Source organism: Burkholderia pyrrocinia (assembly GCF_001028665.1).
GTDB classification, from domain to species: Bacteria; Pseudomonadota; Gammaproteobacteria; order Burkholderiales; family Burkholderiaceae; genus Burkholderia; species Burkholderia pyrrocinia.
Genome location: NZ_CP011503.1, coordinates 1,869,741 through 1,884,605 on the forward strand (window position 1 = coordinate 1,869,741; position 14,865 = coordinate 1,884,605).

15 protein-coding genes are annotated in these 14,865 nt (G+C 69.0%); 12 read left to right on the forward strand and 3 right to left on the reverse strand.

Annotation, left to right across the window (positions count from 1 at the left end):
- Positions 1-134 precede the first annotated feature (134 nt).
- The 12 genes from ABD05_RS08655 (at position 135) to pyrF (ending at position 12,577) form a co-directional block, all read left to right on the forward strand.
- On the forward strand, positions 135-1,745 hold the full coding sequence (locus ABD05_RS08655) for a S10 family peptidase (protein ID WP_047899763.1): 1,611 nt from the start codon (positions 135-137) through the stop codon (positions 1,743-1,745).
- A gap of 80 nt (positions 1,746-1,825) precedes the next feature.
- A complete protein-coding gene (locus tag ABD05_RS08660) occupies positions 1,826-2,224 on the forward strand; it encodes an EF-hand domain-containing protein (RefSeq protein WP_047899764.1) in 399 nt (132 codons plus the stop codon).
- A 350-nt stretch (positions 2,225-2,574) separates the two neighbouring features.
- The gene (locus ABD05_RS08665; protein WP_047899765.1) at positions 2,575-3,474 is read left to right on the forward strand and encodes an IclR family transcriptional regulator; all 900 of its coding nucleotides are present in this window, start codon (positions 2,575-2,577) and stop codon (positions 3,472-3,474) included.
- Positions 3,471-4,496: a 2-dehydro-3-deoxygalactonokinase gene (locus tag ABD05_RS08670; protein ID WP_047899766.1), complete on the forward strand. Its 1,026-nt coding sequence runs from the start codon at positions 3,471-3,473 to the stop codon at positions 4,494-4,496. The genes ABD05_RS08665 and ABD05_RS08670 overlap by 4 nt, the downstream gene beginning before the upstream one ends.
- Before the next feature lie 23 nt (positions 4,497-4,519).
- Entirely contained in the window at positions 4,520-5,197 is a 678-nt protein-coding gene (locus ABD05_RS08675; protein WP_047899767.1) for a 2-dehydro-3-deoxy-6-phosphogalactonate aldolase, read from the forward strand.
- A complete protein-coding gene (locus ABD05_RS08680; RefSeq protein ID WP_047901127.1) occupies positions 5,197-5,976 on the forward strand; it encodes an SDR family oxidoreductase in 780 nt (259 codons plus the stop codon). The genes ABD05_RS08675 and ABD05_RS08680 overlap by 1 nt, the downstream gene beginning before the upstream one ends.
- Before the next feature lie 102 nt (positions 5,977-6,078).
- Positions 6,079-7,074, forward strand: a complete 996-nt coding sequence (locus ABD05_RS08685) for an arabinose ABC transporter substrate-binding protein (RefSeq protein ID WP_047899768.1) — start codon at positions 6,079-6,081, stop codon at positions 7,072-7,074.
- A gap of 67 nt (positions 7,075-7,141) precedes the next feature.
- Complete coding sequence (araG, locus tag ABD05_RS08690) at positions 7,142-8,653, forward strand: L-arabinose ABC transporter ATP-binding protein AraG (protein ID WP_047899769.1); 1,512 nt, start codon at positions 7,142-7,144, stop codon at positions 8,651-8,653.
- Between the two features lie 70 nt (positions 8,654-8,723).
- The gene (araH, locus tag ABD05_RS08695) at positions 8,724-9,740 is read left to right on the forward strand and encodes an L-arabinose ABC transporter permease AraH (RefSeq protein WP_047899770.1); all 1,017 of its coding nucleotides are present in this window, start codon (positions 8,724-8,726) and stop codon (positions 9,738-9,740) included.
- A gap of 24 nt (positions 9,741-9,764) precedes the next feature.
- Positions 9,765-10,598 (forward strand): SDR family NAD(P)-dependent oxidoreductase, encoded by an 834-nt coding sequence (locus ABD05_RS08700; RefSeq protein ID WP_047899771.1) that lies wholly within the window; start codon positions 9,765-9,767, stop codon positions 10,596-10,598.
- A 50-nt stretch (positions 10,599-10,648) separates the two neighbouring features.
- Positions 10,649-11,710, forward strand: a complete 1,062-nt coding sequence (locus tag ABD05_RS08705) for an aldose 1-epimerase (protein ID WP_047899772.1) — start codon at positions 10,649-10,651, stop codon at positions 11,708-11,710.
- A gap of 39 nt (positions 11,711-11,749) precedes the next feature.
- Positions 11,750-12,577, forward strand: a complete 828-nt coding sequence (gene pyrF, locus ABD05_RS08710; RefSeq protein WP_047899773.1) for an orotidine-5'-phosphate decarboxylase — start codon at positions 11,750-11,752, stop codon at positions 12,575-12,577.
- Positions 12,578-12,679: 102 nt separating this feature from the next.
- On the opposite strand, the gene ABD05_RS08715 is transcribed toward pyrF, so the two are convergent.
- From ABD05_RS08715 to thiL, 3 genes are read right to left on the reverse strand one after another with little or no spacing between them, the layout of a single operon-like run.
- On the reverse strand, positions 12,680-13,180 hold the full coding sequence (locus ABD05_RS08715) for a CinA family protein (protein ID WP_047899774.1): 501 nt from the start codon (positions 13,178-13,180) through the stop codon (positions 12,680-12,682).
- A 31-nt stretch (positions 13,181-13,211) separates the two neighbouring features.
- The gene (locus ABD05_RS08720) at positions 13,212-13,763 is read right to left on the reverse strand and encodes a phosphatidylglycerophosphatase A family protein (protein ID WP_047899775.1); all 552 of its coding nucleotides are present in this window, start codon (positions 13,761-13,763) and stop codon (positions 13,212-13,214) included.
- Positions 13,753-14,751 (reverse strand): thiamine-phosphate kinase, encoded by a 999-nt coding sequence (thiL, locus tag ABD05_RS08725; RefSeq protein ID WP_047901128.1) that lies wholly within the window; start codon positions 14,749-14,751, stop codon positions 13,753-13,755. Before thiL ends, ABD05_RS08720 begins: the two co-directional genes overlap by 11 nt.
- Positions 14,752-14,865: the final 114 nt, after the last annotated feature.

Sequence of the window (14,865 nt, forward strand, 5' to 3'; positions counted from 1 at the left end):
ATATTTCAAAATTTTTCAAAGCTGACGGGCTCGCGTATATTGGCCAGCGCCTCGGCTTATCGGCCGCAATCGAGGCGGGGGGCGGCTTATCCGGCTGCTCGACACAAAAAACATCCGAGAGAAGGAAAGCAACGATGCCAGCGAGCAAAGCGAAGCTGTTGTTGGGGGTGGTTTTTTCTTCGCTGATTCTGACGGCCTGCAACGACGACGTGACATCGTCCGCTGCTGCAAGCGCCAACAGCTCAGCCGATCCCGCCAGTCAGGTGGACAGGGCGTACAACGATCCGAACAGTTATTCGTCGAGCGCGAACGCGTCGCTCGACGCATCCGCCGCGGTTGAAAAGGCCGCCGTCACGCATCACCAGATCACGCTGAACGGCAAGACGATCCGCTACGCGGCCACGGCCGGCCACCTCGTCGCGCGCAATCCGCAGACGGGCGCGCCCGAAGCGTCGTTCTTCTACGTCGCCTACACGGCCGACAACCAGCCCGCGGCGAAGCGGCCCGTCACGTTCCTGTACAACGGCGGCCCCGGCTCGGCATCGGTGTGGCTGCACCTCGGCTCGTTCGGCCCGCGGCGGGTCCAGACCGGCGACCCGAATGCGAACGCGTCGACGTTCCCGTTCGTCGACAACCAGGAAAGCCTGCTCGACACGACCGACCTCGTGTTCGTCGATGCGATCGGCACCGGCTTCTCGGAAGCGATCGCGCCGAACACGAACCAGACGTTCTGGGGCGTCGACCAGGACGCCGGCGCGTTCCGCGATTTCGTGACGCGCTACCTGACCGTGAACCAGCGCAACGATTCGCCGAAATACCTGTTCGGCGAGTCGTACGGCACGCCGCGCACCGACGTGCTCGCGAACCTGCTCGAGACGGCCGGCGTGAAGCTTGCCGGCATCGTGCTGCAGTCGTCGATCCTGAACTACAACACGAACTGCGACATGGCGAGCGACTATGTCGGCAACTCGAACAACGGGTCGAGCCCGGTGAGCTGCGCGGGCTTCGTGCCGTCCTACGGCACCGTCGGCGCGTACTACCAGCTGGACAATCCGAACCCGTCGAACCTGCCGCAGTATGCGGACCAGATGCGCCTGCTGACGGCCGGCAGCTACGCGCCTGCCGTGAACGCGTACCTGGCGAGCCATACGCCGCCGCCGCCGAATCTCGTCACGACGATGGCGAATTCGACCGGCGTGAAGCAGGGGCTGTGGAACGCGAACTTCAACGTGATCCCGACTTTCTTCGACAACAGCTTCCAGCTGTCGCTGATCCCGGGCACGCTGATCGGCCGCTACGATGCGCGCGTGAACGTGCCCGTGTCGAGCCCGCTCGCGGCGGACGGCGATCCGTCGAGCTCGTTCATCACGAAGCCGTTCACCGACACGATCGGCAGCTACCTGCCGAACGAGCTGAAGTACACCGCGCAGTCGGCCTACTCGTTGAGCAGCAATGCGATCAACACGTGGGACTGGACGCACGACGGCCTCGCGATGCCCGACACGATCCCCGATCTGGCTGCGGCGCTGACGCTGAATCCGGCGCTGAAGGTGCTGTCGCTGAACGGGTATCACGACATCGCGACGCCGTTCTACCAGACCGAGCTCGACCTCGCGCGGCTCGGGACGCAACCGAACCTGACGATCAAGGACTACCAGGGCGGGCACATGGTCTATCTCGACGATACGTCGCGTCCGCAGGAGAAAGCCGACCTCGTGACCTTCTACAACGCGGCCGCGCACTGATGCTGCGCCGGGCCGGCGAATGGCGCCCCCGGCGGCGCCTCGCCGGCCGTCGACGACCTCATTCCAGACTGGAGCCTGATATGAAGAATCGTTTCATCGTCGTTGCCGCCGCGCTCGTTTGCGCCGGCGCCGCAGCATCCGTATCCGCGTTCGCGCAGGCGAGCGACGCCGCCGCACCGGCGCGCGCGCGCCAGGCGCAACTCGGCGATCCGTACGTGCCGCCGGCCGCGCGCAAGCCGACCGCCGGCACGCAGACGACGGGCGCCGCGCTGCATGCGCAGGTGGTGCGCAAGCTCGCGCGGCAGTTCGACGCGGCCGATACGCAGAGCACGGGTTCGATCACCGAGGCGCAGGCGCGCTCGGCCGGGCTCGGTTATGTCGCGAACCACTTCCGGCAGATCGATTCGGGCGGCAGCGGCCGCGTGTCGTTCGCCGACGTGCAGCGCTACATGCAGGCACGCAGCACGAGCCAGCAGTAAGCGCGGCGCGTGGTGAACAAACGGGGGCGGAACCTGCTGCGCAGCGGGTTCCGCCCCCGTGCACATGGTGCGGCGGTTGCGTCGCGTACAGGGGCGGGTTCCGCCTGAATTCTCAGTATCTGGGCAACGCATTCAAATATTGGAGGCGAGTGCGTGCGCTCCTACAATCCGAAGCACATCGACAGCTTCGGACCCACGCATCGCATGGCGCCCGACGCACACGGAGACACATTCCATGAAGTTCGCCGGGCGCTTTACTCGGTGCATCGACCGCCGCCTCATCGCGACGCCGGACACAGTTCGGGCGCCGCGCGAGCGGCTTCACCGATTCCGTTGAAGAAGCCCGCCCCATGACCAAGATGCCCGACTCCCTTGCCCTCGACGCCCGGCGCGCGACGCCGGACGATGGGTCGCTGACCGACAGCATCGGCGCGACCAGCACGCCGCTCGATCTCGCCGCGCAGCAGGCCGGCACGCAGACGCTGCTGCGCGGTCTCGCGATCCTCGAGGCGATCGCGAACGGCGCGCGCGACATGCGTGCGATCGGCGCCGCGCTCGGCACGACGCGCAGCACGACGCACCGGCTCGTCAGCAGCCTCGTGCAGGCACGCTACCTGCGCCAGGTGCAGGGCGGTTACCTGCTCGGCCCGAAGCTGATCGAGCTCGGTACGATCGCGCTCGAGCAGATGCCGCTCACCGCGGTGGCGCGCCCGCATCTCGAAGCGCTCGCGGAAGCGACGCTCGACACGATCCATCTCGGCGTGCGCGACGGCGACGACGTGCTGTACATCGACAAGATTCCCGGCACGCGCGGCCTCGAGATGCGCTCGCGCGTCGGCCACCGGATGCCGCTCGCATCGACGGGCATCGGCAAGGCGATGATGCTCGACCTCGATCCCGACCTGTGGCGCTCGCTGTTCGAGGCCGCGCGGCGCGCGCTGGCCGGTGTCAATTTCAAGCCCGACAACCGGCCGGAGACGAGCGCGTTCCTGCAGCGCATGGCCCATTACGCAGCCGGCGGCTACACGTTCGACCTCGAGGAGAACGAGGCGTCGATCCGCTGCGTGGCCGCGCCGATCCGCGACGCATCGGGCGCGGTCGTCGCGGCCGTGTCGGTCGCGAGCACGATTCCGTACATGCCGCACGACCGGATGGACGAACTGATTCCGCTCGTGCAGCGCGAAGCGCGAGCCATTTCCGCGGAACTGGGCTGGAGCCCGCCGCAGGGTACCCGCAGGATCAAACGATGACGACTTCGACCCGGACCGTTCCGGTTGCCAGCTCCGCCACCCCGTCGCTGATCGCGCTCGACTGGGGCACGACGTCGCTGCGCGCCTATCTGTATGACGCGCGCGGCGCGCTCATCGACACGCGCAGCCGCGCGGCGGGCGTCATGCATGTGCCGGGCGGCGGCGCGCGCGCGTTCGACGCGGTGTTCGAGGAAGCCTGCGGCGACTGGCTCGACCGCACGCCCGGCCTGCCGGTGCTCGCCGCCGGGATGGTCGGCAGCGTGCAGGGCTGGCGCGAGGCGCCGTACGTCGCGGTGCCGGCCGGCGCCGACGCGCTCGTCGCGGGCCTCATCACGGTGACGACGTCGCGTGGCGCGACGGTATCGATCGTGCCGGGCGTGATCGCGACGGGCGAATTGCCCGACGTGATGCGCGGCGAAGAAACGCAGATATTCGGTGCGCTCGCGAGCGATCCCACGCTTGGCACCGATCGTTCAGGGGTACTGATCGGCTTGCCGGGTACGCATGCGAAATGGGCGTGGGTGAAGGACGGGCTCATCGAGCGCTTCCAGACCTTCATGACGGGCGAGCTGTTCGCGGCGCTGCGCGACCACACGATCCTTGGCCGTACGATGCGCGCGGGCGCGTCGCCCGATCGCGCGGCGTTCGTGCGCGGCGTGTCGGTTGCGCGCGGCGCGCAGCGCACGGGGCTGCTCGCGACGATTTTCAGCACGCGCACGCTCGGCCTGACCGACCGGCTCGCACCGGATGCGCAGGGCGACTACCTGTCCGGCCTGCTGATCGGCCATGAACTCAATGCGCTCGACGCGATGCTCGCGGAGCGCGGCATCGCGCTCGCGGACCAGCCGCTGCTGCTGATCGGCGACGACGGTTTGTGCGCGCGCTACGTCGATGCGCTTCACGTATTCGGGCACACACACGCGCGGGTCGCCGCGCATGCGACCGAGCGCGGCCTGTGGTGGATCGCGTCGCGCGCCGGGCTCGTGCGCGCGGACGGCGAGCCTGTCCTGGCCGACCAATGAACCGATTGCAGAGGAACCCAGTCATGTCGTCCGATCTTACGTTGCCCGCGCCGTACACGCCCCACGCCGCACTGATGCGCGCGTTCGACGCGTGCCCGCTGATCGCGATCCTGCGCGGGATCACGCCCGCCGACGCGGCCGACCACGGCCATGCGCTGTACGAAGCCGGTTTCCGGATCGTCGAGGTGCCGCTCAACTCGCCGGATCCGTTCGACAGCATCGCGGCGCTGCGGCGCGCGTTGCCCGACGATGCGATCGTCGGCGCGGGCACCGTGCTGCGCGCCGAGTATGTCGATCGTGTGCAGGACGCGGGTGGCACGCTGATCGTGATGCCGCACAGCGACGCCGCCGTGATCCGCCGCGCACGCGAGCGCGGCCTCGCGAGCGCACCGGGCGTCGCGACGCCGACCGAAGCGTTCTCCGCGCTCGCGAACGGCGCCGACGTATTGAAGATGTTCCCGGCCGAGCAGCTCGGCGTGACGGTCGTGAAGGCGTGGCGCGCGGTGATCGACCGCGCGGTGCCGCTGATCCCGGTCGGCGGGATTTCGCCCGACAACATGCAGCCGTTCCTCGCGGCCGGCGCGAACGGCTTCGGGCTCGGCTCGGCGTTGTACCGGCCCGGTCAGGCGGCCGACGCGACCGCGGCGAACGCGCGTGCGTTCCAGGCCGGCTTGCGCGTCGCGCGCGGCGGAGCCGCATGATGGGCCGCCTCGCGGGCAAGGTCGCGATGGTGACGGGCGCGGGCCGCGGAATCGGCGCCGCGATCGCTCGCGCGTTCGTGCGCGAAGGCGCGGCCGTCGCGCTCGTCGATCTCGACTTCCCGCAGGCGCAGCACACGGCCGCCGCGATTGCGCACGACCTCGACGGCGCGCGCGTGCTGCCGCTGCAGGCGGACGTCGCGCGACAGGATGCGGTGCGCGATGCGCTCGCGCAGACCGAAGCGGCATTCGGCCCGCTCGACGTGCTCGTGAACAACGCAGGCATCAACGTGTTCGCCGATCCGCTGACGATGACCGACGACGACTGGCGCCGCTGCTTCGCGGTCGACCTCGACGGCGTGTGGCACGGCTGCCGCGCGGCGCTGGAAGGCATGGTCGCGCGCGGCCGCGGCAGCATCGTGAACATCGCGTCGACGCATGCGTTCCGGATCATTCCGGGCTGCTTTCCGTACCCGGTCGCGAAACACGGCGTGCTGGGGCTCACGCGTGCGCTCGGCATCGAATATGCGGCGCGCAACGTGCGCGTGAACGCGATCGCGCCGGGCTATATCGAGACGCAGCTCACGCGCGACTGGTGGGATGCGCAGCCCGATCCGGCCGCCGCGCGCGCCGAGACGCTCGCGCTGCAGCCGATGAAGCGGATCGGCCGGCCTGACGAGGTCGCGATGACGGCCGTGTTCTTGGCGTCCGACGAGGCGCCGTTCATCAATGCCGCGTGCATCACCGTCGACGGCGGGCGCGCGGCGCTGTATCACGACTGACACAACGATTCGAAAGACCGCACGTGCGACGGCCGCGCGCACGCTGCGTCGAAACCAACAAGCGGCTACATCCTGTTCGATGAAAACAAGGAGACACTGGAGATGAAACGCAGAACGTTCGTAACGCTGGCCGCCGCGGCCGCGGTGGTGATGGGTAGCCCGGTCGCGCACGCGGCCGACCCGGTCAAGATCGGCTTTCTGGTGAAGCAGCCGGAAGAGCCGTGGTTCCAGGACGAGTGGAAGTTCGCCGAGACGGCGGCGAAACAGAAGGGCTTCACGCTCGTGAAGATCGGCGCGCCGTCGGGCGAGAAGGTGATGAGCGCGATCGACAACCTGTCCGCGCAGAAGGCGCAGGGCTTCATCATCTGCACGCCCGACGTGAAGCTCGGGCCGGGCATCGTCGCGAAGGCGAAGTCGCACAACCTGAAGATGATGACGGTCGACGACCGCCTCGTCGACGGCGCGGGCAAGCCGATCGAGGCGGTGCCGCACATGGGGATCTCCGCGTACAACATCGGCAAGCAGGTCGGCGACGGCATCGCGGCCGAGATCAAGAAGCGCGGCTGGGACATGAAGGATGTCGGCGCGATCGACATCACCTACGAGCAGTTGCCGACCGCGCACGACCGCACGAGCGGCGCGACCGACGCACTGGTGGCCGCCGGCTTCCCGAAGGCGAACGTGATCGCGGCGCCGCAGGCGAAGACCGACACCGAGAACGCGTTCAACGCGGCGAACATCGCGCTCACGAAGAACCCGCAATTCAAGCACTGGGTTGCGTACGGCCTGAACGACGAGGCCGTGCTCGGCGCGGTGCGTGCGGCGGAAGGGCGCGGCTTCAAGGCGGACAACATGATCGGCATCGGCATCGGCGGTTCCGATTCGGCGCTGAACGAGTTCAAGAAGCCGCAGCCGACGGGCTTCTACGGCACCGTGATCATCAGCCCGAAGCGCCACGGCGAGGAAACCTCGGACCTGATGTACACGTGGATCACGCAGGGCAAGGCCCCGCCGGCGCTGACGCTGACGACGGGCATGCTCGCGACGCGCGACAACGTGTCGAAGGTGCGCGAGGAGATGGGGCTCGCGTCGAAGTAAGCGGCCCGCCGGCTGCCGCGGCGATGCGGCGGCCGGCGGTCGATCGATCCGGAAGTAGGGAGACGACGTGTCAGCGGCACTGCGTTTTGACAATATCGGCAAGGTATTTCCCGGCGTGCGCGCACTCGACGGCATCTCGTTCGACGTGCATGCGGGCGAAGTGCATGGCCTGATGGGCGAGAACGGCGCGGGCAAGTCGACGCTGCTGAAGATTCTCGGCGGCGAATACCAGCCCGATGCGGGCAGCGTGCTGGTCGACGGCCAGCCCGTGCAGTTCGCGAGTGCGGCAGCGTCGATCGCGGCCGGCATCGCGGTGATCCACCAGGAGCTGCAGTACGTGCCCGACCTGACGGTCGCGGAAAACCTGTTGCTCGGCCGCCTGCCGAACGCATTCGGCTGGGTGAAGAAGCGCGAGGCGAAGCGCTACGTGCGCGAGCGGCTCGCCGCGATGGGCGTCGATCTCGATCCCGATGCGAAGCTCGGGCGGCTGTCGATCGCGCAGCGGCAGATGGTCGAGATCTGCAAGGCGCTGATGCGCAATGCGCGCGTGATCGCGCTCGACGAGCCGACGAGCTCGCTGTCGCATCGCGAGACCGAGGTGCTGTTCAAGCTCGTCGACGACCTGCGCGCGCAGGGCCGCGCGCTGATCTACATCTCGCACCGGATGGACGAGATCTACCGGCTGTGCGATGCGTGCACGATCTTCCGCGACGGGCGCAAGGTCGCGTCGCACGCGTCGCTCGCCGACGTGCCGCGCGAGCGGCTCGTCGCCGAGATGGTCGGGCGCGAGATTTCGGACATCTACCATTACGCGCCGCGCGCGCTCGGCGACGTGCGGTTTGCCGCCGAAGGCGTCGACGGCCCGGCGCTGCGCGAACCCGCGAGCTTCTCGGTGCGCGCGGGCGAGATCGTCGGCTTCTTCGGGCTCGTCGGCGCGGGCCGCAGCGAACTGATGCGGCTCGTGTACGGCGCGGACCGCCGGCGCGCGGGCGTGCTGACGCTCGACGGCGCGCGCATCGATGTGAAGCGCACCGGCGACGCGATCCGCCACGGCATCGTGCTGTGCCCCGAGGACCGCAAGGAAGAAGGGATCATCGCGATCGCGTCGGTTGCGGAGAACATCAACATCAGTTGCCGCCGCCATTCGCTGCGCGCGGGGCTGTTCATCGACCGCAAGACCGAAAGCGAAACGGCCGACCGCTTCATCCAGCGGCTGAAGATCAAGACACCGAACCGGCGGCAGAAGATCCGCTTCCTGTCGGGCGGCAACCAGCAGAAGGCGATCCTGTCGCGCTGGCTCGCCGAGCCCGACCTGAAGGTCGTGATTCTCGACGAGCCGACGCGCGGGATCGACGTCGGCGCGAAGCACGAGATCTACGACGTGATCTACCGCCTCGCGGAGCGCGGCTGCGCGATCGTGATGGTGTCGTCGGAGCTGCCGGAAGTGCTCGGCGTGTCCGATCGCATCGTCGTGATGCGCGAAGGCCGGATCGCGGGCGAGCTGCCGCGCGAACAGGCGAACGAGCACGCGGTGCTGAACCTCGCGCTGCCGCAGACGAGCGCCGCCCAGGCGGCCTGACGCGGCGCACGACATTCGAATCGACCAGGCGCGGCGTGGGCCGCGCGATGCAGGAGCAGGAGACACAATCATGCAAGTCAGGGAAAACCTCGCCAGCGCAGCCGTGAAGCAGTCGGCAGACGCGCTGGTTCCGCAGCAGAGCGACCGCCAGAAGTGGTGGCAGCACCTCACCGAGTACAGCCTCATCGCGATCTTCGCGGTGATGTTCATCACGATGTCGCTGACGGTCGATCACTTCTTCTCCATCGACAACATGCTCGGCCTTGCGTTGTCGATCTCGCAGATCGGCATGGTCGCGTGCACGATGATGTTCTGTCTCGCGTCGCGCGATTTCGACCTGTCGATCGGCTCGACCGTCGCGTTCTCCGGCGTGCTGTGCGCGATGGTGCTGAACGCGACCGACAACACGTTCGTCGCGATCGTCGCGGCGGTTGCGGCCGGCGCCGCGATCGGCTTCGTGAACGGCGCGGTGATCGCGTACCTGCGCATCAACGCGCTGATCACGACGCTCGCGACGATGGAGATCGTGCGCGGGTTCGGCTTCATCGTGTCGAAGGGGCAGGCGGTCGGCGTGTCGTCGGACACGTTCATCGCGCTCGGCGGACTGTCGCTGTTCGGCGTATCGCTGCCGATCTGGGTCACGCTGCTGTGCTTCATCGCGTTCGGCGTGCTGCTGAACCAGACCGTGTACGGCCGCAACACGCTCGCGATCGGCGGCAACCCGGAGGCATCGCGGCTCGCGGGGATCAACGTCGAACGCACGCGCGTGTATATCTTCCTGATCCAGGGCGCGGTAACCGCGCTCGCGGGTGTGATCCTCGCGTCGCGCATCACGTCGGGCCAGCCGAACGCCGCGCAGGGCTTCGAGCTGAACGTGATCTCCGCGTGCGTGCTCGGCGGCGTGTCGCTGATGGGCGGCCGCGCGACGATCTCGGGCGTCGTGATCGGCGTGCTGATCATGGGCACCGTCGAGAACGTGATGAACCTGCTGAACATCGACGCGTTCTACCAGTACCTCGTGCGCGGCGCGATCCTGCTCGCGGCCGTGCTGCTCGACCAATTGAAGAACCGCGGCGTACGCGACTGACCGGATTTCACGGAGACGAACCGCATGACCATCGACACTTCCGCGCACGACGCGCACGACGCGCACGACGCGCACGACGCGCACGCCGCGAGCCCTGCGCGCTTCGCGCGATACCCGAGCCTCGAGGATCGCGCGGTGCTGATCACGGGCGGCGCGACCGGCATCGGCGCGTCGTTCGTCGAGCACTTCGCGCAACAGGGCGCGCGCGTCGCGTTCGTCGACCTCGATGCGGCCGCCGGTGCCGCGCTGGCTGAAAGCCTCGCGCACGTGCGTCATGCGCCGCTGTTCATCCAGTGCGACCTGACCGACATCGACGCACTGCGCCATGCGATCGACGCGATCCGCGCACGCATCGGCGCGATCGCGGTGCTCGTGAACAACGCGGCGAACGACACGCGCCATTCGATCGGCGACGTGACGCCCGAGTCGTTCGACGCGGGCATCGCGGTGAACCTGCGCCACCAGTTCTTCGCCGCGCAGGCGGTGATCGACGACATGAAGCAGCAGGGCGGCGGCGCGATCGTCAATCTCGGTTCGATCAGCTGGATGCTGAAGAACGGCGGTTATCCCGTCTACGTGATGGCGAAGGCGGCCGTGCAGGGCCTGACGCGCGGCCTCGCGCGCGACCTCGGCCCGTTCGGCATCCGCGTGAATTCGCTGGTGCCCGGCTGGGTGATGACCGACAAGCAGCGCCGGTTGTGGCTCGACGACGCGGGCCGTGCGTCGATCAAGGCCGGCCAGTGCCTCGACGCCGAGCTGCTGCCCGCCGATCTCGCGCGGATGGCGCTGTTCCTCGCGGCCGACGACAGCCGGATGATCACCGCGCAGGACGTGATCGTCGACGGCGGCTGGGCCTGACCGATCGTACCGACCTGCATCGTTTCTTCGCCGAAGGAAAGGAGCTCATCATGACCGCCACGTCATCGCCCGCAGCGTCGTCCACGAGCCAGTCGCGCCGTGCCCGCCTGGCCGCCGCCGCGCAGCCGGTCAGCCCGGGCCCGCAGACGGCCGCATTCGCGCAGGGCGTCGGCGCCGCGCATGCGGCGGCCGTCTCGCTGACGAACGCGTCGCTGCGGCTCGACGTGCTGCCGCACCTGGGCGGCGGCATCGCACGCTTCGACTGGCGCGGCGACAACGGTGCGCTGATGCCGGTGTTCCGCCGCTGCGAGCATCCGGAGACGGCGACGGACCCGAACGAGCTCGCGTGTTATCCGCTGCTGCCTTACTCGAACCGGATCGGCGGCGCGCGCTTCGAATGCGACGGGCGCAAGGTCGCGGTGCCGCGCAACCGCCGCGACGAGCCGCTGCCGATCCACGGCGACGGCTGGCTCGCGCCGTGGCAGGTGGACGATGCGACCGACACGACGCTGCAGTTGTCGCTCGATCGCACGGGCGGCGCACCGTATGCGTTCCGCGCGATCCAGTCGTTCGAACTCGACGACACGACGCTGTCGATCGCGCTGACGATCGAGAACGCGGGGCGCGCCCGGCTGCCGTTCGGGCTCGGCGTGCACCCGTTCCTCGTGCGCGACGCGGTGACCGAGCTGGCCGCGGCGGCCGGCGGGCTGTGGCTGTCGGGCGCCGATTTCCTGCCGGTGCGGCACGTGAGCGTGCCGCCGGCCTGGCAGTTCGGCGTCGCGTATCCGCTGCCGGCCGCGCTCGTCAATCACGCGTTCACCGGCTGGGGCGGCCACGCGACAGTGAGCTGGCCGCGCCGCGGGCTGTCGCTGACCGTCGCGGCCGACGCCGACGCGTACGTGCTCTATACGCCGCCCGGCGAGGATTTCTTCTGCTTCGAGCCGGTCGATCATCCGATCAATGCGGTGAACCTGCCGGGCGGCGCGGCTGCTCACGGGATGACGCTGCTTGCCCCGGGCGAGCGGCTCACGCGGCGTTTCGCGTTCACCGTCGGGCGCGCCGATTCGCGCGGCAATGCCGCGACTCGCGAGGCGCGCCGGAGACGCGGGTAAAATACGCGGTCTACCAACGGTTTGCCGCGAGTATCCGCCATGTCTTCCCCGCTTACTTTCATTGAATCGCTGCGCGCCGCGTGGCAGCGCACGAATTCGCTGCTGTGCGTCGGCCTCGATCCCGAGCCGTCGCGCTTTCCCGTGCAGTTCGACGGCCAGCCCGACGCGATCTTCGAATTCTGCCGGCAGATCGTCGACGCGACCGCGCAATACGCGAGCGCGTTCAAGCCGCAGATCGCCTACTTTGCCGCGCATCGCGCGGAAGACCAGCTCGAACGGCTGATCGCGCACATCCACCTCCAGCATCCGGGCCTGCCCGTGATCCTCGATGCGAAGCGCGGCGATATCGGCAGCACGGCCGAGCAGTACGCGCGCGAAGCGTTCGAGCGCTATCGCGCGGACGCGGTCACGGTGAATCCGTACATGGGCTACGACTCGGTCGAGCCGTACTTCGAGCACGAAGGCAAGGGCGTGATCGTACTGTGCCGCACGTCGAACCCGGGCGGCTCGGACCTGCAGTTCCTCGACACGAACGGCCGGCCGCTGTACCAGGTCGTAGCTGACCTCGCGGCGAACAAGTGGAACGCGAAGAACGGCCAGCTCGGCCTCGTGGTCGGCGCGACGTTCCCGAAGGAAATCGAGATCGTGCGCGGGATCGTCGGCGACATGCCGCTGCTGATTCCCGGCATCGGCGCGCAGGGCGGCGACGTTCAGGCGACCGTCAACGCGGGCCGTACGGCCGACGGCACGGGCATGATGATCAACTCGTCGCGCGCGATCCTGTACGCGAGCAACGGCGAGGATTTTGCCGAAGCCGCGGCGCTCGCCGCGCAAAAGACCCGCGATACGATCAACGCGCATCGCTGAAACGCTCCGGCCGCCCATCCGGGCGGCCGACTTCGGCAGGGCCGCGCCGGAGGGTCCGTGCCGCGTTCCCGCGTAACTTCCCCGCTTCGCCCGCCTGCCCGGTCAGCGCTCGCGCTCGTCGAGCAGCTTCAGCAACCCGCGCAGCGCATGCGCGGCCGCCTGCGTGCGGATCTGTTCGCGGTCGCCCTTGAACACGAGCGTCTCGACGTCGGTATGGAGCCGGTTGCTCCAGCCGAACGACACGGTGCCGACCGGCTTCTTCTCGCTGCCGCCCGCCGGGCCCGCGATGCCCGTGACGGACAACGCGACCTGCGCGCGGCTGTTGCGCAGCGCGCCTTCGGCCATCGCGCGCGCGACGGGCTCGCTGACGGCGCCGTGCTTGTCGATCAGGTCGGGCGGCACGCCGATCATCTCGATCTTGGCCTGGTTCGAATACGTGACGAAGCCGCGCTCGAACCACTGGCTGCTGCCGGAGATGTCGGTGATCGCCGCGGCGATCATGCCGCCGGTGCAGGATTCGGCGGTGGCGAGCGTCAGGTGCTCGTCACGCAGCTTGTTGCCTGCGCGGATCGCAAGCTGGTGGACGACGGAATCGGTTGGCATGCGCGTCGGGAAACGGGAGTCGGGAAATCGGTCAGCCGACGACGGAGCGCCACAGGGCGATCACGAGCAGCGTCATGAACGCGGCGACCAGGTCGTCGGCCATGATGCCGAGCCCGCCTTTCAGGCGGCGGTCGACATAGCGGATCGGCGGCGGCTTGAGCATGTCGAAGAAGCGGAACGCGACGAACGCCCACAACTGGCCGACGAAGGTCGCGGGCGTGACGAACAGCATCACGAGCCAGATCGCGACGATCTCGTCCCAGACGACGGCGCCCGGATCGGACGTGCCCATCTTCCTCGCGGTGAAACCGGTGATCCACGTGCCCGCCACGAAGCCGGCCGCGATCAGCACCCACCATTCGGGCACCGTCAGGTAGCGATTGAGCACGACGAACGTGAGCCAGCCGAACAGCGAGCCGAACGTGCCGGGCATGATCGGCGCGAGCCCGCTGCCGAAGCCGAGCGACACGATGTGCGCCGGGTGCGACAGCATGAAGCGCGCGCTTGCGCGCTTCGGCGCGTTCCCGTTCGGTGCGGCGCCGGGCTCGGCTGCGCCGTGCGCGGACGTCGGGTCAGTCTGCATGGAAGTGGTCGAAGCCGTGCAACGTGAGAGCCAGGGGCGCGCCGGCGGCGTCGCGCCACGCGATCGCGGGCCGCTCCGATGGAGCGGACAACGCGCGTATTGTACCGATTCGCGTGACCGGCACGCCGGCCGTCGCGCCGGCCGCTTCGACCGCCGCGCGGGCCGCAGCCGGTGCCGTGAAGCACAGTTCGTAGTCGTCGCCGCCCGCCAGCGTGCAGCGGCGCTGCAGGTCGGGCGGCAGCGTCGCGAGCGCGGCCGAACGCGGCACCGCGTCGGCGTCGATCTCGGCGCGCACGTTCGAGCGCGCCAGGATGTGCTGCAGGTCGCCGGCGAGGCCGTCCGAGATGTCGAGCGCCGCGTGCGCGACGCCCGCGAGCGCGAGGCCGAGCGCGATGCGCGGCTCGGGGCGTTCGAGCGCGCGCCGGAACGCGGCCGCTTCGTTCGCGCCGGCCGCCCATTCGCCGCGTGCGACGCCGAGGCCGGCGCGCGCGTCGCCGAGCGTGCCGGACACCCAGACGTCGTCGCCGTCGCGCGCGGCATCGCGCCGCAGCGCCGCGTCGGGCGCGACTTCGCCGAATACGGTCACGCACAGGTTCAGCGGCCCGCTCGTCGTGTCGCCGCCGATCAGCTCGCAGCCGAACCGCTCGGCAAGCGCGAACAGCCCGTTGCTGAATGCCTCCAGCCACGCCGCGTCGGCGCGCGGCAGCGCGCACGCGAGCGTGAATGCGCGCGGCTCGGCGCCCATCGCCGCGAGGTCGGACAGGTTGACCGCGAGCGTCTTGTGGCCGAGCGCGTCGGGCGCGACGTCGGGGAAGAAGTGGCGGCCTTCGACCAGCATGTCCGTCGAAATGGCCAGCAATTTCCCGGATCGAGGCGCGATCAGCGCGCAATCGTCGCCGATGCCGAGCGTCGACGCGCGTGCGCCCTGTGCCGCGCGGCGCGCGAAGAAGCGATCGATCAGCGAAAACTCGGAGAGGGCGGCTGGCACGGCGGGTGGATCCGATACGGTTGAGGGAACGGCATTGTACGAGGCGAACGGCGGGTGTTCGTGCACCGTTCGGTTCATTTTTGTCGCGGCTGTCGCACCCGAATCGCCGGTCTG